The sequence below is a fragment of the Clostridia bacterium genome (genome assembly GCA_034926675.1).
Classification (GTDB): Bacteria; Bacillota; DTU025; order DTU025; family DTU025; genus JAYFQW01.
Map to the genome: position 1 here is coordinate 1 of JAYFQW010000031.1, position 18,976 is coordinate 18,976.

The 18,976-nt window shown below is 58.4% G+C and carries 17 protein-coding genes and 3 tRNA genes; 3 read left to right on the forward strand and 17 right to left on the reverse strand.

The genetic code is table 11. The features are described 5' to 3' along the window. Positions 1-296: 296 nt before the first annotated feature. Complete coding sequence (locus tag VB144_09015; GenBank protein MEA4883777.1) at positions 297-1,283, forward strand: HD-GYP domain-containing protein; 987 nt, start codon at positions 297-299, stop codon at positions 1,281-1,283. Between the two features lie 20 nt (positions 1,284-1,303). Here VB144_09015 and VB144_09020 read toward each other — a convergent pair whose 3' ends face one another. From VB144_09020 to VB144_09075, 12 genes are all read right to left on the reverse strand, one after another. Next, positions 1,304-1,426: a hypothetical protein gene (locus VB144_09020; protein ID MEA4883778.1), complete on the reverse strand. Its 123-nt coding sequence runs from the start codon at positions 1,424-1,426 to the stop codon at positions 1,304-1,306. A 1-nt stretch (position 1,427) separates the two neighbouring features. Continuing rightward, positions 1,428-2,006: a hypothetical protein gene (locus VB144_09025; protein MEA4883779.1), complete on the reverse strand. Its 579-nt coding sequence runs from the start codon at positions 2,004-2,006 to the stop codon at positions 1,428-1,430. Continuing rightward, entirely contained in the window at positions 2,007-2,453 is a 447-nt protein-coding gene (locus tag VB144_09030) for a hypothetical protein (protein ID MEA4883780.1), read from the reverse strand. A gap of 94 nt (positions 2,454-2,547) precedes the next feature. Further along, a complete protein-coding gene (locus VB144_09035; GenBank protein MEA4883781.1) occupies positions 2,548-3,045 on the reverse strand; it encodes a nucleoside phosphorylase in 498 nt (165 codons plus the stop codon). 2 nt (positions 3,046-3,047) lie between these two features. Then, positions 3,048-3,797, reverse strand: a complete 750-nt coding sequence (locus tag VB144_09040) for a GntR family transcriptional regulator (protein MEA4883782.1) — start codon at positions 3,795-3,797, stop codon at positions 3,048-3,050. A 919-nt stretch (positions 3,798-4,716) separates the two neighbouring features. Then, a tRNA-Leu gene (locus VB144_09045) sits at positions 4,717-4,803 on the reverse strand. 309 nt (positions 4,804-5,112) lie between these two features. Next, on the reverse strand, positions 5,113-5,646 hold the full coding sequence (locus tag VB144_09050) for a stage V sporulation T C-terminal domain-containing protein (GenBank protein ID MEA4883783.1): 534 nt from the start codon (positions 5,644-5,646) through the stop codon (positions 5,113-5,115). A 156-nt stretch (positions 5,647-5,802) separates the two neighbouring features. After that, positions 5,803-6,801 (reverse strand): 6-phosphofructokinase, encoded by a 999-nt coding sequence (pfkA, locus tag VB144_09055; protein ID MEA4883784.1) that lies wholly within the window; start codon positions 6,799-6,801, stop codon positions 5,803-5,805. 45 nt (positions 6,802-6,846) lie between these two features. Continuing rightward, positions 6,847-7,044, reverse strand: a complete 198-nt coding sequence (locus tag VB144_09060) for a glutamate decarboxylase (GenBank protein MEA4883785.1) — start codon at positions 7,042-7,044, stop codon at positions 6,847-6,849. Between the two features lie 96 nt (positions 7,045-7,140). Further along, complete coding sequence (locus VB144_09065) at positions 7,141-10,263, reverse strand: DNA polymerase III subunit alpha (protein ID MEA4883786.1); 3,123 nt, start codon at positions 10,261-10,263, stop codon at positions 7,141-7,143. Positions 10,264-10,434: 171 nt separating this feature from the next. Then, a complete protein-coding gene (locus VB144_09070) occupies positions 10,435-10,650 on the reverse strand; it encodes a hypothetical protein (GenBank protein ID MEA4883787.1) in 216 nt (71 codons plus the stop codon). 132 nt (positions 10,651-10,782) lie between these two features. Continuing rightward, the gene (locus VB144_09075) at positions 10,783-11,736 is read right to left on the reverse strand and encodes an aminopeptidase (protein MEA4883788.1); all 954 of its coding nucleotides are present in this window, start codon (positions 11,734-11,736) and stop codon (positions 10,783-10,785) included. A 375-nt stretch (positions 11,737-12,111) separates the two neighbouring features. On the opposite strand from VB144_09075, the gene mgtE reads away from it, so the two are divergent. Then, the gene (gene mgtE / locus VB144_09080) at positions 12,112-13,461 is read left to right on the forward strand and encodes a magnesium transporter (protein ID MEA4883789.1); all 1,350 of its coding nucleotides are present in this window, start codon (positions 12,112-12,114) and stop codon (positions 13,459-13,461) included. A 93-nt stretch (positions 13,462-13,554) separates the two neighbouring features. Here the strand turns inward: mgtE and VB144_09085 are convergent, their stop codons facing one another. After that, entirely contained in the window at positions 13,555-14,556 is a 1,002-nt protein-coding gene (locus VB144_09085; GenBank protein ID MEA4883790.1) for a hypothetical protein, read from the reverse strand. Positions 14,557-14,745: 189 nt separating this feature from the next. On the opposite strand from VB144_09085, the gene VB144_09090 reads away from it, so the two are divergent. Further along, positions 14,746-16,770, forward strand: a complete 2,025-nt coding sequence (locus VB144_09090) for an EAL domain-containing protein (GenBank protein ID MEA4883791.1) — start codon at positions 14,746-14,748, stop codon at positions 16,768-16,770. Between the two features lie 52 nt (positions 16,771-16,822). On the opposite strand, the gene VB144_09095 is transcribed toward VB144_09090, so the two are convergent. The 4 genes from VB144_09095 to VB144_09110 form a co-directional block, all read right to left on the reverse strand. Next, positions 16,823-16,898, reverse strand: a tRNA-Glu gene (locus tag VB144_09095). A gap of 6 nt (positions 16,899-16,904) precedes the next feature. After that, a tRNA-Gln gene (locus VB144_09100) sits at positions 16,905-16,978 on the reverse strand. Positions 16,979-17,103: 125 nt separating this feature from the next. After that, positions 17,104-17,562, reverse strand: coding sequence for a carbohydrate-binding protein (locus VB144_09105; protein MEA4883792.1), 459 nt, complete (start codon positions 17,560-17,562; stop codon positions 17,104-17,106). Between the two features lie 92 nt (positions 17,563-17,654). Continuing rightward, positions 17,655-18,962 (reverse strand): amidohydrolase, encoded by a 1,308-nt coding sequence (locus VB144_09110; protein ID MEA4883793.1) that lies wholly within the window; start codon positions 18,960-18,962, stop codon positions 17,655-17,657. Between the last annotated feature and the right edge of the window lie 14 nt (positions 18,963-18,976).

Sequence of the window (18,976 nt, forward strand, 5' to 3'; positions counted from 1 at the left end):
ACATTTCTCTTGGCAGCTGCCATCGTGGTTACCCCCTCGGATTGTATTGCTTTACACCCGAAGAGAACCACATGGCGGCTGTCCCTGTCAATACGCCCAGGATCCTTCCGCCGAATTTACACCACTACCTAAGACACTAACCTCTTCCTGCCCACCGAGTCCGGAAAGCCCAAGCATCCGGACTCAACGGCATGATCATTGCTTCTCGTATGTGACGCCTGCGTGCGATAGATGCCCATAGCCCATATTGGAACACCTGGTAGCCTCTCCTATACACGCCAGGAGGTCCAGCTGTCATGACACGACACGTTGCAGCACTCATACGGCAAGCCGTCAATCAACTGCCGGAGAGTTTCATCATCCTCGACAATAGTGGGGACGTGGCATTCCTCAACCAGAAGGCCATGGAGATGGACTTCGCGGAGAAGATGAACGCAAGGGCGCATCTGAACCTCGGGTGCACCGCCGGCGAGTGGGCATCAGACATCAAATCGATCCTCTGTCACCTTCGAACGAGCAACAGAAGCAATCTCACGACTACCGCCGAGGACCCCAAGAGCGGACGCGTATTTTGCAGTACGTTCTCCATGCTTCGAGACGCGAGTGGACGCCATATGGGCACAGTGGTCATGTCGAAGGAGATCGCGGCGCTCAGATACATCAGCTTTGCAGCAGCCGACTGCGCCAACCACGAGACGATGTCGCATCGACTCGGCGCGTTGCTCGTGGAATGCCTGGAGACTCTATCGGATGTACTCGATTCTCACGAGCCGTATACCCTGGGCCATTCGTTGCGAGTGCGAGACTTAGCGGTAGCTATGGCGAAGGAGCGCTGGGGCGCCTCGGCAGACCTTGAGGTAGTATCATTGGCAGGGCAGCTCCACGATATCGGCAAAGTGGCCGTTAAACCAGAAATACTGACCAAGCCCGGCAGGCTGACGGATGAGGAATGGAGCATTGTGAAAACTCACCCCGTGGTGGGTGAGCTGATTATGAAGCCAATCGCACGTCTGGGAGAAATCGCCAAAGTCATAAGGCATCATCACGAGCGATTCGACGGATCCGGATACCCCGACCACCTCGTCGGCAATGCCATCCCAGCCTTGGCCAGAATCCTCGCAATAGCAGATAGCTACGATGCCATGACCTCGGCAAGGCCGTACCGAGAGGCCATCCCGTCTTCAGAAGCTATCGAGGAGATCCAGGCAAACGCCGGCACTCTGTACGATCCAGACTGGGTGAGAGTGTTCGTGACGCTTATGAGGCGCAGCAAGGACAGCTGATCAGGCAACTGCATTTCCGCTCATCTCTGGGGGCTATACGGCTTCCCGGCCGCCTCGGGCCCGCTCGCGCTGTTCACACCCAGACTGAGAGATACCACAAACACCAGCGCCACTGCCATAATAGCAGTCAACCTGGACTTCACTTCACACCCTCCATTCCCCTCTTGTGATAAAGAACTGGATCAGCGGGCCGATGAGCACAGCCGCCGCCAGCGTGCCCACCCCTACCTTGCCTCCAAGAGCAGCCCCTACAGACACCGCGATTCCGTCAGTTACTATTCTGGCTATACCGATCTTCGTGTGAAGCAGACGGCCCATGGTGAAACCCCAGCCGTCTATGGGCCCTCTACCCAGATCAGCGTGTATGTACGCAGCTGAGCCAAGGGCCATTAGGACCATGCCTGCCAGTTGCGCCATCCACCTCACGAAAAGCCCGCCGGGAATCCCAACCACCGGGGTGAGCAGGTCGATAAACCATCCCACCAGCACAATGTTGAAAGCGGCGCCTATGCCCGGCTTCTGCTTGCCTACAAGATAGTTGGCGCATACCAACGCCAGCATCGTCAACTGAGTGACCCGACCGTTGGTCAAGCCGGTTGCATTACTCCAGCCCAGGGTGAACGCGGTCCACGGATCCGCCCCCAGGCTCGCGTGAATCATGAGCACCACTCCAAGCGCAATAATGGCCTGCGACATAGCAGCAACAGTAACCTTCCGAATCAATCAATCAGCTCCCAACACACCAGGCCCGGACGTGGGTATGCTCTCTTTTCGCATTACCTCCTTCGCCCTCTGCGCCACCGTGCGCGTGTCCACGGTGAGATGGACACCATCTTCAACAACAATGCGCCCGTCTATCATCACGAACCTCAGATCCCTTGTGGATCCGGCGAACACCAGGTTGGAGAGAAGCGCGTGCGGATCGGCGGCCGCGAGCCTGGGCGAGGACAGGTCGAAACCCACGATATCCGCCGCGGCGCCCGCAACGAGCTGGCCGACGCCCGCACCCCCGCCTGCGGTAGCCGACCCTGCATCGTAACTGTGCGCCCACCCGGCGGCTCGCGCGCCTTCGCCGGAGAATATGTAAGCGTTCTTTAACAGGATGCGCTCCGCTGGGTGTCGCGCTGGGCGCCCTGCTAGGCGTCCTGCTGGGTCCGACCTGAGCCGCACCTCCTATCCATCTTGGCTGCTGCCCGGAGAGCCATTCGGATCATGAGGTCGATTGCATGGCATATCTCATCCGAGCGCCTGATCTCTTCTCCCGTTAGGCAAATGGAGATTCCATGTAGAAGGCATCATGAGTCCGGATTACCCCGAGGTGATACGACGCGCCGAGTTCATCAGCCGCGTCGACCAGGGCGCGAACCAGGTGGAAATCGGCTACAGCTGGGTAGCTCATATCGATGTACTCGGGAGTAGTGCCGTCGCCGCGGACCGCGGCAGTGGCGATGACCAGGTCTCCCGGGTGAACATTCGGTTGCATGGCCCCGCAGGTCCCAACCCGTATCATGTTGCGCGCTCCGACCTTGATGGCCTCTTCCACCACGATTGAGGCGGCCGGCGCCCCAACTCCGGTGGATATGACCGACACGGGCACGCCCTGATATCCACCTGTGTAGGTGTCGAATTCCCTACTGGACGCCACATGCCTGGGGTTGTCCATATAGCTTGAGATCAGCTGGGCCCTCTTGATGTCGCCCGGCAGAAGAACTGAACGTCCCAGGTCGCCGGGCTTGCACTTGATGTGGTGTTGAAGCTCCATGTTCACGGCGCCTGCCTTTTCTCAACTATCAGTTTGATCTTTGGAGACTGTTGCGCTGCGTACCGTCGGGAATAGACAGATGCGCGGCCTGTGGAGTCGAGGCCTACCTGCTCTACCAGGAGAGACGCCGAGTCGGCGGGGATTGCCAGGTATCGGGCGTCGGATTCCGACATCCTAGCCGAGCTAATGCTCACATCCCACCTGACGATCCTCACTCCGGCCTCGGTGAGCAGATCATAGGTGGAGCTGATCCCGTTGGACTGCATGCGTTCGAGCGCCATGGGCACGACCTTGTGAGGGATGAAGTCCACTGAGTACACGGAAGGAACGCCTTCGATTTCCGTGACAGACTGGACTATCAGGACGCGATCACCGCGCTCCAGCCCCAGTTTGGCGCGGGCTACGGAGCCCGCTTCTTGATCATAGGCAGACACGAGCCGGTAAGTGGAAGGACTGCCTTCGGCCGCGAACAGGTCGGCAACGTCGCCTGCGCACACAAGACCGATGGCGGCAGGGCGTTTCCCTGGCCCGATCACGGTACGGCCAATGCCCCGCTGGTTGAGGATGACGCCGTCCTGTTCGAGCAGTATGAGCGCCTCGCGGAGCACATTGCGGCTCACCTTGAGCAATCGCGACAGTTCCGGCTCCGATGGCAGGCGCGAACCCACAGGCAGCTTCCCCTGGGATATTAGCTCGAGGAGCTGCTCATAGACCAGCACACGCAGGGGTTTGAAGTCCTCACGCACATGCATTGGCCGATAGCCTCCACGAATCACGCGATGCAACTGTTGCGAAGATGAAGACCAACATCAGTTGTTGGACATCCTACGCCCAATTTACCATTTCGGGCATGTCGCGTCAAGGGAAGGGGACGGGCGCGCGCGGCAGTCGGGACACGGGAGACGGGGAAGCTATCCAGGTCTGCTGCACTCAGCCAATACTCTGCTCCAATGGCAACAGGACAACTAGCCTCCGCCTCGTCGATAGGTGGAGGCCATTTGACGCTTACGCCGGTACGATGTCAGTACGGAATTCGTACTGGGTCGTCGCTTAACCAGTACGGAATCCGTACGACACTAGACCTCATTCGAGGCAAATCGGGTCCGGCGGACCGAAAACGAACCGCAAAATGGGAATTATCGCCCGGAATACGGCCTGCGGCGCTCTTTTCGCGGGCAATAACGCGGTTTTCGGAGCCCGTCCGTCGGACTTGGCTTCTGCGCAGTACGGAATCCGTACTGGTGTCCCGTGTTGCCTGTACGGAATCCGTACTGAGTCTCGGAAAAACTGGGCGCGCTTCGTATGTAGCTCTGCACTTGGGTTCTAGCTTGCGTCTCCGCTCGTCTGGGCTTACCGGCACCCGGATGATACAGGGCTTCCCCGGTTAAGTCCGTTTGCCTGGACACGAACCCGTCCGTGTTGCCAGCGACGCCCTTTCCTACTGGTTGTCTTCCCGCTGGTTAGGTGATAGGACCTCTTTCAGTCCATCGGCTCAACAAACATGCCGGACGAACGCAATAGGGGCAGCCGTGTGACTGCCCCGTCTTCTCACTTGTTCCGTTCAGTGTCATGTAAGCACAGCCAATATCGCCTAATTGTGTTATCGGGATGTTATCTTTACACCCCGGAATCCATACGCTTCTGCCCATTGAGCTGGCCGTACGATAAAAATGGTGCCGAAGGCGGGACTCGAACCCGCATGGCCTTTCGACCGGTTGATTTTGAGTCAACTGCGTCTGCCGATTCCGCCACTTCGGCGCTCCATTATTCTACCATGGAGGCTGCTGCCGCGCAACCACACCATGCGGCTTGCGGCCCGGTGCACTTGCGGCTCGGTGCGCTCAACGATTGCCGCGCTCAGAAGTGCCGTTAACCCCTTGAACGCGCTCCGGATGCTGTCTGCCTAATGCTGTCTGCCTAATGCTGACTGCCCCGAGAGATTCCCCGGGGAGTGCGCTCACCCCGCAAGAGGAACCCCGCGTTCTCCGCCGGGCCATGCCGAAAACAACACAGCCCCAGGCGTCCTGCTTAGCCTGAGGCTCTGAGACTCGTTTTCATCTGAATAGCCTAGTGGAGAAGCTGTTTTCCGAGGAATGCGGCTGCTGTCTCAACAAGCTTGACCTCAGTCGCCCCCATCTGCCTCGGCTCTTTCGACATGAGCACTACCACTCCAGCGGGGTCGCTGCCCGCAACGATGGGCGCCATCACCTGCGCTGCGAATTGGGCGCCATCTACTGCCGGTTTCTCGTTCGGCGCCGTAGCCACGAATGTCTTGTTGGATTTCATCACTTCCTGGGCGTACTCAGAAACCCTCTTCTCCATATACGCTTTCCTTGGAGCACCGCTTACCGCGACGACCTCTGCATCATCTGCAATGAGCGCGATGCATCCAGTAGAATCGTTAAGGGAATCAGTGTACTCCTGGGCGAAGAAGCTTAGGTCGGTCATGGGCGAGTACTTCTTGAGGATCACTTCGCCGTCTCGATCAGTGAATATCTCAAGAGGGTCGCCTTCCCGGATCCTCAGCGTCCTCCTGATTTCCTTCGGTATGACCACCCTGCCGAGGTCATCTATACGTCTGACTATCCCGGTCGCTTTCAACACTAGCCCTCCCCACCTGAATTCCGCCGTCCCCGGTCATATTCTGCCGTAATGCGAACGGCCATATGCAGGGCTCAGACTGCTCCGAGCTCCCAGCATGCCCGCTAGTCCCCGGGGTGGCCCGTCGCGCCAGGTCTCCCATGGCGCGGGGCCGTGCTACAGATTCGACAGCATGTTCGCAAGTTCATAGTAGTCCATGTTAATTGGCCGCTTCATGTCCAGCGCCTCATCGAAACCAAATACCCGCACTTCGTTGCCGAACAGGCCCAACGCCGCGCTTGTTCCTCCGCCAAGCAGCACATCAACGGCTTTTGCTCCGAGGGTAGTGGCAAGGATCCGGTCGCGCATCGATGGAGCCCCGCCCCTTTGTATGTGCCCGAGCACTATGATCCTAGTGTCGAACCCTGTGATCTCCACTATCTGCTGGCCTATCCGATTTGCGCATCCCTCGCTGACGCCTCTTCCGGGCGCGGGGTTCCCATCTGCGCCCTCAGCGACTACGACTATGCTGTGGCTCTTGCCCTCTCTGGCGCCTTCCATAATCCTGCTGCACACTTGCTGGATATCGAACTCCACTTCAGGCACGAGGATGCTCTCTGCGCCTCCTGCGAGCCCAGTCGCCAGTGCAATGTGGCCCGAGTTCCTCCCCATCACCTCGACTACATAGGTACGCTCATGCGACGTAGCCGTGTCCCGTATCTTGTTGATGGCGTCGAGCACCGTGTTGCATGCTGTATCGAATCCGATGGCGTACTCAGTCGATCCGATGTCATTATCGATGGTGGCTGGCACTCCAATGGTGGCCACCCCCATCTTGGACAGGAGATCCAAGCCCTTGTAGGTGCCATCTCCGCCTATCCCGACCACGCCATCTATCTCGCAGGTTCTGATCTGAAGGAGCGCCTTTGCGCGCCCTTCCTCGGTCTTGAACTCCTCAGACCTGGCAGACTTCAGAATAGTGCCACCTCTCTGGAGGATATCTCCCACTGAACGCGACTTCATCTCCATGAAGTCCCCCACGACCAGCCCGTGGAACCCCCGCCTGACCCCCACTACCTCCAGGCCGTGGTACAACGCCTTTCTCACCACCGCCCGTACACAGGCGTTCATGCCGGGGGCGTCTCCTCCGCTTGTAAGCACTGCTATTCGTCTCATGCCGATTCCTCCAGTGGCACCGTTCGCGCCTACGGTGTGACAAACCTAGATCACCGATGAGTCGAGGATATCGTGCGCCTCCTCGGCCTCAGTCTCAGGAACGAGAACCTCCACATTGGCGGAATCGCCGAGCTGAGGCACTCCTATGGGTCTGAGCGTTACCAGTAGGCCTTCCACTTCAAGCATGTTCTTCACCAGCTCGGCCTCTGACCTGTTAGGTGCGATGTAGACTACTGTCCACACGTCAGTTGCCCTCCTCGAAATCTCATACCCGCTTAGGTAGTATGTCCGTTCTTCTATGCCAATGCCGAATCTCCTTCAGTGCCTGACCCATTGTCCCTACTCAAGAGGGCCTATGGAGTCGGCCAGCAGCTTGACGCCGTCATCCTTCACATCTACCTTGCCTCGCACTACCACCTTCGCATCCGGAGCAAGCAAACCGGAGGTCTGCTCGTACGTCCTTGGAAACACAATCACCTCTACCTGTCCGGTAAGGTCCTCCAGCTGCACGAAAGCCATGAGCTGCCCTGACTTGGTGGAGATCTGCTTCCTTCCTACAATCATCCCGGCGAGAGTGACGTATGAGCCGTCCTGCGCTTCAGCGAGGTCACGCACTGATGAACTTGATGCCCGATGCACCAGATCAGCAGCGACCGCCAACGGATGCCCCGAAAGATACAGGCCAAGCAGCTCCTTCTCCATCGCGAGAATCTGGTCCTGACGGAACTCGTCCATGCTCGGCAACTCAATTGAGGCGCCGACAAAACCCGAAGGCGCTTCGAACAGATCAAAGAAAGACGCCTGACCCGCCTGTTGGCTGCGCTGCCGCGCCGAGCTGTAGTCACACGCCTGATCCATCACGGCTAGGAGTTGGCGCCTGTTCCCGAATGCGCAGAAGGACCCCGCCTTCATCAGGCACTCGATGGCCTTCCTGTTTACCGCGGTCATGTCAACCCTATCAAAGAAATCGGTGAGCGACTGGAACCTTCCTCCTGCCTTTCGTGCAGTGATTATTGCCTGTGCGGCTCCCTCTCCCACGTTCTTCACAGCCCCAAGTCCGAAGCGGATCCTGCCTCCGCTCACGGTGAAGCCGAGGAGGCTCTCATTAACATCCGGGGGAAGCACATCCACACCTTTGGACCTGCATACATCGATATACATGGCCACACGCTCGGACGAACCCATCACACTTGTGAGTGTGGCCGCCATGAACTCGGGGAAGTAGTGCCTCCTCAAGTAGGCGGTATGGTATGAAATCAGGGCGTACGCTGCACTATGCGCCTTGTTGAACCCATACCCTGCGAATCGCTCGATAAGTGTGAACACTTCTTCTGCTACGGCGGTCGACACCCCTCGGTCTGCAGCGCCTGTCATGAACCTGTTCTTGAGCGCCGCAATGGCCTCAGGTTTCTTCTTGCCCATCGCACGCCGGAGCATGTCCGCCTCGCCAAGGCTGAAGCCAGCCAGCTCGCTCGCGACCTGCATCACCTGCTCCTGGTACAGCATCACCCCGTAGGTGGGGCGCAGAGTCCGCTCGAGAGCAGGGTGTGGATACGTGATCGAAGCTTCGTTCTGCTTTCCGCGTACGAAATCGCCCGTCATCACCATCGGCCCAGGCCTGCCCAGGGCTACTATGGCAATGATATCCTCAAACCGAGTCGGCTTCACCTCGCGAAGCAGGCTCTGGAACAGCCCGCTTTCAAGCTGAAACACGCCTGCAGAATCCGCGCATCTCAACATATCATACACCTCTGGATCATCCAGGGGAATGTGGTCAATATCGAGACGCTGCCCACGGGTGTGCTGGATTATCTCGACCGTCTTCCCGATCACGGTGAGAGTCCGGAGACCTAGGAAGTCCATCTTCACGATGCCCAGGCGTTCCAGGTTCTCCATGGCATACTGAGTGGTAATCACTCCGTCGGAAGACTTGTACAGCGGGACGTGGTCAGTAAGCGGATCCTTCGAAATCACCACGCCCGCCGCATGGACCGAGGGATGCCTTGGAAGCCCCTCCACGGCCCGCGCCACGTCGATCAGCAGCCGAGTGCGCTCGTTCTCATCTACCGCCGCCCTGAGCTCCGCTGACATCTCCAGCGCCCGGTCGAGAGTCATGTTGAGCTCCGCAGGAACAAGCTTGGCGATACGGTCAGTCTCGGCATACCCAAGCTTCAGAGCACGCCCTACGTCTCTGATGGCGGCCCGAGCCGCCATGGTGCCGAAGGTGATGATCTGGCAAACCCGGTCTGCACCATATTTGGCGGCCACGTAGTCGATGACCTCGCCGCGGCGCTCGTAGCAGAAATCCACATCAATGTCGGGCATGGTGATTCGTTCAGGGTTCAGGAATCGCTCAAACAGCAGGGCATACTTGAGCGGGTCGATATCAGTGATGCCGAGGCAGTAGGCGACCAGACTTCCTGGAGCTGACCCCCTGCCTGGCCCCACGAAGATGCCGCGGCTCTTCGCAAACCGGATGAAATCCCAAACTATGAGGAAGTAGCCTGAGTACCCCATCCGTCCGATCACGCCCAATTCGTAATCGAGCCGTGCTCTCACCTCATCAGACACCAAGGTGAACCGCCGGACAGCTCCCTCATAGCACTGCCTACGAAGGTAGTTTTCGTGAGTCTCTCCGTGCGGAGGCACGAACTCAGGCATGTGGACCGTGCTGAAATCGAGATCCACATTGCAGCGTGACGCGATCTCGCAAGTGACCTCACAGGCCTCCGGAATCTCCGCGAACGCGCGGTACATCTCCTCAGGCGATTTCAGGTAGAACTGATCTGTCGGAAACCGCATCCTTCCGGGGTCATCCACAGTCGAGCCAGTTTGAATGCAGAGCAGAACATCATGGGCCCTCGCATCCTCGCGCTTAAGGTAGTGCGCGTCATTGGTCGCCGCCAACGGAATTCCCATCTCCCGCGAGATCGATGCCAGTCCACGGTTCACCTGTTCCTGCAATCGAATCCCGTTCGATTGCACTTCAAGGTAGAACGCCTCTGGGCCGAAGATATCGCGGTAGTCTCCCACGGCCTTTCTTGCTGCATCCAGCTCCCCAGATGCGAGGAGAGAGGCAGGCTCCCCTGAGAGGCACGCCGATAGGGCGATGAGGCCCTTGGAGTGGGCAGCGAGCAGATCCTTGTCCACCCTGGGCTTGTAGTAGAAACCCTCGGTGAACCCAGCGCTCGATAGCCTCAGCAGATTCGCGTACCCCTCCGCATTCTCAGCCAACAGGACGAGGTGATACGGGCTATCATCCACATGAGGGGTCCTATCGTGCCTTGTGCGTTTGGCCACATAGACCTCACAGCCGAGTATGGGTTTCACACCATGTTGCTTGCAGGCAGTGTAGAAATCCACGAGTCCGAACAGAACGCCATGATCGGTGGCAGCGCACGAACCCATCCCGAGTTCCAGCACCCGCTGGGGCAGACGGTCAGTTCTGCACGCCCCGTCCATTCACAGGAGGGAGTATTGAGTATGCAGGTGCAGATGAACGAACTCCCTCACAAGACCACCCCCTAATGCTGCACGCAGGGCGGGAATGTGTCCCCTCAGGGCTCCACACCCCGCCCTGCGTCAGCCCGCGCCGTGCCTTAGCGGAAATCAACAGCTACCCATCAGACGGATTCAGTCTCTGGCAGGCAGGGAATCCGCAGATGTATTCCACCTGTCGGACCACCACCCCTTGAGAGATGCTTCGGGAATCCCCTCTTCCTCCCACTCTACCTCGGTGATGATAGCATCCACAACGTCTCGGTCCTGGATGTCGGGAGGTCGCTTAGTTGAGCGGGCACTGCCATTCGAGCGAACCTGCGTCGAGAACCTGCGGATGCGGCCATTCATGTCCATCCCTCCACCCACGTTCGGTTCGGTTCACAGGACCCCACCTGAGCAGGGAAACGAACTCGCAGCGAAACCTCGATCTGCCTGGTCCTGCTGGCCTGGCGCGGGCAAGTCTGGCGCCTACTGACCCCGCTAGATCAAAAGCCTCCCGGATTCCATGATGACCACACCATCCACAGTAACGGTGGGCGCAGCTACGATCCCGTCAAGATGGCTCGGGACGGCAACCTTCCCTCCGAAGTGAGAGTTGTCTCCTATGGCGATGTGGATGGTGCCGAGGACCTTCTCATCCTCGAGGACACATCCGGTGATCCGGGCGCAGCCATTGGTCCCAACTCCGAGTTCTGCGATATTCCTCGCAGGCATTCCCAGCCCTGCGATCATCGCCTCTATAGATTCTGCCGCAGATCCACCGTGAATACGCGTGGCATAGCCATCCACAACATATATGGTTATGCGTTCACCGGTGTGCTGTGGCCCAGCCATGGCGCCGTCCACCACGAACACGCCCTGGGCGCTGCCTTCAACTGGAGCTATGTATGCCTCGCCAGCCGGCAGGTTCCCGAAATCCCCTGGCTCATGGTACATGCCGCCATCAGGGCCTGCCGTTCTACCTTCGAGGGACATGGTGATGTCAGTTCCGTTTTCATTGGTTATGTGGACCACGCTTGCCCGGGTCAGCACCTCTGCTACCCTGGCGGCAATGTCGCCAACAACGCGGTAATCGGCCGCGAGTGTGCGCGCCATGCAATCCTCTGTGATGCCAGGGAGAGTAGCAACTCGCGCCCCTGCGGCGCACGCAGCTTCTCTGGCCGCAGTGTGGGATATGGACTTGCTCGTAGGTGCGAGCACAACATCGACATGCTTCATCAGTTCTCCGATTGGCGCAGGGGGTTCCTCCCCGTTTCTAGTGCGGGGAATCATCTCAATCACCATGGCCTCGCAACCCATGGATTTCGCCGCATCGAAGAGCGCCGTTCCAACAGTCCGGGCGCCCTCGTCCGTTATGATCAGAACGGTTTCACCTGGCCGTGCGCCCATACAATCGCGAACCGCCACAGCGGCTGCTCGACTAAGATCCGACATGTGAAAAACCTGCCTCTCACCGTGAGATACTGATCTGTACCTTGATACCTTGATTCTACCATACATACCCCACGTCTGGCGCACCGCCGCCTCCACTGTCTGATCGCCCAGTTGATCCCCGCGCTGATCTCCTTGGCGATCTCCTCGTGGGTGACATACCTTCCATCGAATAGTATAATGACCAAAGTGGGGTTGTTCAGGCCCCATACTCGATATTGGCTACAACGCCCGAAGGGGGGATGATCAGTGGACGGTGACTCAGGCAGTAGTGGGTCGTTTCCAGATGAACAACTCGATATGAAGCGTTCCGCTTCGGGCGCCGTCCGCTGGTGGTAAGGCTCTGCGGCGCGTGCGCCCTCATCAGGGGGTGTTGCTGTGGATGAGAAGTATGAGGTCATAATTGCTAAGGTCAAGGCCTTGATATCTGGAGGTTCGTCCCAGGAGCTTGCCCAGTTGCTGCAAACCCTGCACCCTGCCGACATAGCAGAGATTCTTGAGGACCTTGACGACGACAAGCGCAGGGCGTTCTTTGCGACACTCCCGAGCGATGTCGCAGCAGCAATTGTCCAGGAGCTCGATCTTGACGATCAAACCGATATCATGCACGGCCTTGACGCGGCGCGCATCTCCGAGATCGTGAAGGAGATGGACTCCGACGATGCCGCAGACTTCATCGGCGAGCTGTCAGAATCAAACGCCGAGAAACTGCTGGGCCTGATGAACTCACAAGGCGATGAACTGCGCGAGCTCCTGAGGTACGACGAGGATACATCCGGCGGCATAATGGCCACTGAGTACGTGACTGTCCGCGACAGCTGGACCGTTGAGCAGGCATTCTGCGAACTCCGGCGCGTTGGCCCGGATGCTGCATCCGTGTACTACGTGTATGTGCTTGACGATCGTGAGCACTTGGTGGGGGTGCTTTCCCTTCGCGACATGGTCATATCGGACCTGGTAACGAAGATCAGCGTGATAATGAATCCCAGTCCTGTGTCTGTTCCGGTTGAAGCTGACCAGGAGGAGGCTGCGGAGCTCTTCAAGAAGTACCGTTTCCTGGCTCTTCCCGTCGTCGACTACGAGAATAGGATAACAGGCGTGATCACGGCCGACGACATTCTCGATGTTGTCGAAGAAGAAGCAACAGAGGATATGCAGAAGATTGCAGGCACGGTGCCGTTGGACCATCCGTACTTCGCAAGCAGGCTCCGGGAGCTATGGGGATCCCGCATAGCCTGGCTGGTTGTACTGTTCCTCGCCGAGTCGATCACAGGCGGAATCATGCAGAAGTTCAGCGATGCCATGCAGGCCTTCATTCAGCTCACGTTCTTCATTCCGCTGCTCATCGACTGTGGCGGAAACGCAGGTTCGCAGTCGGCAACCGTGATCATTCGCGGCCTCGCTGTTAGGGATGTGCGTCTGAAGGATGCCTGGGCGGTCCTGTGCAGGGAACTCGTAGTGGGGCTGGGGCTTGGAGTGGTGATGGCTGCCATCGCATTCGTGCGCGCATGGCGAGTGGGCGGGAATCCGATGATGGGACTCGTCGTGTGCCTGTCGGTGGCCGCGATCGTGGTCATGGCTACGGTTGTCGGGGCTCTGCTCCCAATCGCCGCAACTGCCCTGAAGATGGACCCCGCTGTCATGTCAGCCCCCCTCATCACCACGATCGTGGATGGCCTGGGGCTCCTGGTGTACTTCAGCATCGCCAAAGCGCTGTTGCCAATATAACATCTCCAGCAACTGAATCGCGCCATTTCGCGCCGCCCGCACAGTGAGGGCGGCGCGTTTCATCGCAGGTCTGCTCGTTCAATGCCACACAAACTAGTTGTATGCGACGCTGATCTCCTCACTCCTCAAGCTCTCCTGCCCGAGGCTGTCCTTGGCTACTACCACGAAGTACACCATTGAGCCTTTCTGACTCGCCGATAGAGACACCTCCACTTGGAGCGCAGGCGCCTCCACAGGCTCCGATCTTGAGGTCATGTATCTGTCGAACTGAGAGTATCTCCAGTACACCCTGTAAGAAGCTACTCCATCGCCAGGCTCAGGGCGCCACGACACCATTGCTTTCTGCCCGTTCATGGCCACTGCGACTCCCTCGGGAGCGCGAGGCACGGTCATCAGGCCAATCTGGATGCCGATGCTTCCAAGCCCAGGAAGCCAGCTCACAGTGGTGGTTTTCCCAGGGCAGACTCCGAATCCCACGTATTCGGTTTCATAGAGCGATGTTCCATCCTGGCCCTTGAAAACGATTCGCATGTCATAGGACCGAGGCACGTATCCGGTGTCCTCCACTACGAACACAGATCCCTGCTTCGCGATATCCTTGTATGATCGATAGGCCGAACTCCCCCCGGAGTAGTAGACCGAAATGTCCGCGGCAAGGGCCGATTCCGCCTGCGGAAGCCCCTGGGGCGATGCCTCGATCCTCACCCTGCCATCAACAGCCTTCAGAGTGACCTGCACGGAAGCGACCGTATCGCGTTTTACGTCAGCCTTGGTTTTAGCAGCGTATATGGCGTCGCCTTCGTCATCGATGGCCGCCACATTCACCTGCCATATCCCTGCGGTAAGGGATTCCACTGTGCCAGCCGCAGAATCGCCGTTCAGAGGGAACTCACGCCTCACATTGAAACCGGCCATGGTGAGGTCCACTACTATTGACTTGGGATCTCCTGCCGCTGCTGGCGTTCTCTTGATGTTTGCCGCCATGGCCACAGAACCTGACCCGCCAGGAAGGATTCTGTCGCGACCGCATCCTGTTCCCACCGCAGCGATGAGCACGGCCGCAAGGACGCACACGAGACCCTTTCCCCAGTTCATCGTCGCACCTCCAATATATGGTTTATTGCCATCTGGTTCCATTTATTCGCCCTCTGCTGATCGTGTCCTGCGGCGCTCCGCAATATCACCCGGGATGAAATGGATGGATCATGCCGTGAAGTGAACGCAGCCTGTGCTCAATGGGATTTGGCATGTTGCCGATAATGGTTTAGAAGGGGCGTGTATGCTTTGCCAACTACCACCACTTCGTCGGCAATCAAGGGCAGCGGGTTTCGCGGCGGTCCGTATGGAATAGACACACGAGGAATCCTGTTTCACTCTATAGCTGTCGCCATGCTGCTATCCGCCGTCGGCTGGTTCGCGGCTGTGGTCACTATGCATCGCATGGACCAGCAGGTAAAGCGCAGCCTGGCCATTAGGGCTGCTGGCGCCGCATCACTCTTGGATTCGAAGAGGGCAGCAGATCTTCTGGATCCCTCGTCACCTGAGTACGGGAGCAGCCTTGCTCTGATTGGAGCGAGGCTCAGGGCATTGCGCAACGCCTCACCAGACGCGCACTTAATCTACATCGCCCGGGTAGAGCAGGGTCGGATGTACATGCTCGTCGACAGCGAACCTGAGGCATCCTCAAGCCATTCACCTCCAGGTCAGGCCCTCTCGGTTCTCAGCCCCGACGCCATGGCTCTGATATCTGGCGGCAGATGTGCCGTGCTGGGCCCGATACACGACCGGTGGGGCGTGTGGGTGACCGGACTATCTCCAATTGCCTCCACGACTACAGGGGACGCCTACGCCGTCCTTGCGCTGGATATCAACGCCGCCAACTGGCCAAGGCGATTGCGTGGTCCGTGGAGCATTCCACTCCTGCTGGCTTTGTTCACCGGCGCTCTGGCTGCCACGCTCATCCTCATGAGAAACCGCCAATCCGTCCAGCAGGCGCGGTGGCTTTCCACACACGACCATCTCACAGGCCTGCCCAACAGGTCCGTGCTTTCCGAATGCATAGAAGCAGCGATCGAGGAAGCAAAGCGCGGGAAACCAAGCACACTCGTTCTCATAGACATCGACAACTTCAAGATTGTGAACGACACCCTGTCTCACCTCGCGGGCGACGAGGTTCTCATCCGAGTCGCCCGCTGCATCCGAGGCATGATCCGAGAGACCGATCTCGTTGCAAGGCTCGGAGGCGATGAATTCGTAGTATTGCTTCAGGGTGTGCCAGTTCAGAGTGCGCTGACTACAGCTGAGCGGATTCGGGAGTCCGTTGAGGATCTCAAGATGGAGATAGATGGGGCAACCGTTGACGTGACGCTGAGTGTGGGGCTGACTCAGATAGATGGTCTGTGCGATCAGAGGGGCATAACACTCAGCGCCGACGCCGCCCTGTACCACGCCAAGGACAACGGAAAGAACCGAGTGACCTATCCTGGCGCAGGCGACGAGGCGGGGCATGGGCGCCCAAACGTCTATGATAGAGTGAGCATGATCAAGGATGCACTTCGCGATGACCGGTTCCTTCTGCAATTCCAGCCGATAGTATCGGCGGGCTGCGGACCAGGCATGAGATCCGCCAAACCCGAAGGAATCCGCTGGTACGAGGCGTTGGTCCGCATTGTCTGCCCGTCGAGGGGGATGGTCCTTCCCGGGGAGTTCATCCCGTGGGCCGAGAGGTTCGGCCTCATCACGCAGATCGACAGGTGGGTCGTTAATGCCGCTCTGCAGGTTCTGGCCAATAGAGACAGTATTGGCCTCTTCATCAATCTATCCGTAAGGAGCATCAGCAGCGCATCTTTCCTCACCCATGTCGAGGAGGCCGTGGCAGCCAGCGGAGTGGCGCCATGCCGGATCGGCTTCGAGATCACCGAGACAACGGCCTTGGGCGATGTGGATGAGGCACGGGAGTGGATACAGCGCCTACGCGCCCTGGGCTGCCTTTTCGCTGTTGATGATTTCGGAGCTGGCTACTCCACCATGTCGGTTCTTAGCAGCCTCCCTGTTGACATCGTGAAGATCGATGGATCAGTGATACGCGCCGTCGGCAGCGAGCCTGCCCACCGGCTCATAGTGGAGGCCATCAACTCGGTCGCGCACTCCATCGGCGCCCGCACCGTTGCTGAATGCGTAGAGGATGCGGAATCGCTGGCCGCTTTGGATCAAATGGGAGTGGACTACGTGCAAGGCTACTACATAGCTCGCCCGGCTTCGCTTGAGGCTCATGCAAACGAGCCCACAGGGACCCTCGCCACTGTGTGAACAGCGGGCAGGACAAAAAAGAAACACTCCGCCTTAGCAGAGTGTTCGAAATTGGTAGCCCCGACGGAGTTCGAATCCGTGTCTTCGCCTTGAGAGGGCGACGTCCTAGGCCACTAGACCACGGGGCCACTATATGGCTGGGGAGGAAGGATTCGAACCCTCGCAATCAGATCCAGAGTCTGACGTCCTACCACTAGACGACTCCCCAACGCTGATGCAGTTCCAAGCGTGATTATAGCAAAGGCCGAGGTGTTTGTAAACACCTCGGCCTTCGATTCGCTCTGGATTCGCCTTGTTCGCCTTCGGTCCTAACCTCTCACCGCAGCCCGCATTCTACATCTGCCCGTTGTGCACTTCGAGGCTCCAGTTCAGACCGTAGTTGTTGTCCCAGTTTTCCGCACGGTCTTTGAAACAGAAATTGAGCCTGGAGTTCTCATTTGGATCCAGCGACAGAGCAGCCTTCCACGTTCCAGGCTTCTCCTGGGTCATTGGAACATCCGCGACATTTCTCCATTCCCGAGCGCCGAAACCTGCATGCAGGTAAACCGAGTCCGCTCCCGACTGCGCCAGAAGCCCATTGTACTTCACGGTGATCCTCTCTCCGGCAGTGACAGGCATGGGAGACACTGCCACTCCTCCGGCGAGGAAGCTATTCTCCCCAGTGTTCTTGCGCGCAGTCTTCTTCGCTCCAGTAGAGCGGGTCGTCTTGCCCGACGAGCCAACCCCCGACGGGGTCAGCTCAGAGGCAAATTCGGCATCATTCTCGGCGCCGAAGCGCCTTAACCAGAACACCCGGCTAGACCCCCTTTCAGGTTCTAGTCTGCCGCCCGGCGTTCCAGCTTATGAGGAGAAGTGCATTCCTTCTGAGGCAGCTAGGGCACGCACTAGACAGAGGCAAGCCTATAGGTGCGTTTCTCCACCTCAGCCATGACCTCCCGTTCATCAATGGTTGTAAGACGCCTGTTCTCCATCACGAGAGCTCCATCGATGATCACGGTAGTCACATCAGAGCCTTCCGCTGAGTAGACGATATGGGACAACGGATCTGCCACACACGATGGAGTGAGGTGAGGAACGGCGAAATCGAACAGGACGATGTCAGCTTTCTTCCCTACCTCAATAGACCCAATGTAGTCGGAAAGCCCAATACAGGCCGCGCCTCCCCTAGTTGCCATTTCAAGACATGTAAGGGCCGGCATGGCGGTGGACTCCGCGCTCGCAACTTTATGGAGCAGCGCTGCAAGGCGCATCTCCTCAACCATGTCGAGGTTGTTGTTGCTGGCAGCCCCATCTGTGCCCAGGCCCACATCCATGTGGCGTTTGAGCATCTTGGCGATGGGAGCGGTTCCTGAGGCCAGCTTCATGTTCGATCCCGGGTTGTGCGCCACCTTCACTCCGTGCTGAGCCAGTATGTCCATGTCCCGATCAGACACTGCCACGCAGTGAGCTGCGAGAACCTGAACATCGAGGAGTCCGCTCGCCTCCACAAACTCCACCGGGCTCATGCCGTGCAGGAGCTTGATGTCACGGACTTCCCGGAACGTTTCGGAAATGTGGGTATGCACACCCACTCCGAGAGCCTCTGCGCGCGCCGCCACCGCTCCCATGAACTGCCGGGAGCAGGTATATGGAGCGTGTGGCGCTAGCATCGTAGTTATCCTTCCCCCAGCGGCGCCGTGCCATCTTTCGCAGAATCCAGCGCCTCGGGCTAAGGCATCATCGCCGCGTCCACTTGCAGATGTCATACCCTCTGAGAGGCTTGCACGCATCCCGGAGGCCTCAACAGCTCGGGCTGCTTCATCCATGTGAAAATACATGTCAGCGAACGCAGTGGTTCCGGATCTGATCATCTCGGCACAGGCCAGCATCGCCCCCCAGTACACATCGTCCCGAGTCAGCCGCGCCTCCACCGGGAATATCTTGGTTTCGAGCCATTCCTGAAGCGGCAGATCGTCGGCATATCCACGGAACAGCACCATTGCCGAGTGGGTGTGCGCGTTCACCAGGCCCGGAGTTGCCACCTGACCACGCCCGCATATCCTTGGCACTTCCGGCAGGCCTTGCGGCAGGTCACTAGATGGACCCACGAAAGTGATTATCCCCGAATCCGCCACAATGGCGCCATTCCGAATGACCCGCCTCTCCGCGTCCATGGTGATTATGGTGACGTCTTCTATCAAGAGGCTGTTCACTCATATCCCCCCAA

Coding starts and splice junctions, on each gene's coding strand:
- VB144_09015 (MEA4883777.1), top strand. CDS start 297: ATGACACGACACGTTGCAGCACTCATACGGCAAGCCGTCAATCAACTG.
- VB144_09035 (MEA4883781.1), bottom strand. CDS start 3,045: ATGGAGCTTCAACACCACATCAAGTGCAAGCCCGGCGACCTGGGACGT.
- VB144_09040 (MEA4883782.1), bottom strand. CDS start 3,797: ATGCATGTGCGTGAGGACTTCAAACCCCTGCGTGTGCTGGTCTATGAG.
- pfkA (MEA4883784.1), bottom strand. CDS start 6,801: ATGAGACGAATAGCAGTGCTTACAAGCGGAGGAGACGCCCCCGGCATG.
- VB144_09065 (MEA4883786.1), bottom strand. CDS start 10,263: ATGGACGGGGCGTGCAGAACTGACCGTCTGCCCCAGCGGGTGCTGGAA.
- VB144_09070 (MEA4883787.1), bottom strand. CDS start 10,650: ATGAATGGCCGCATCCGCAGGTTCTCGACGCAGGTTCGCTCGAATGGC.
- VB144_09075 (MEA4883788.1), bottom strand. CDS start 11,736: ATGTCGGATCTTAGTCGAGCAGCCGCTGTGGCGGTTCGCGATTGTATG.
- VB144_09085 (MEA4883790.1), bottom strand. CDS start 14,556: ATGAACTGGGGAAAGGGTCTCGTGTGCGTCCTTGCGGCCGTGCTCATC.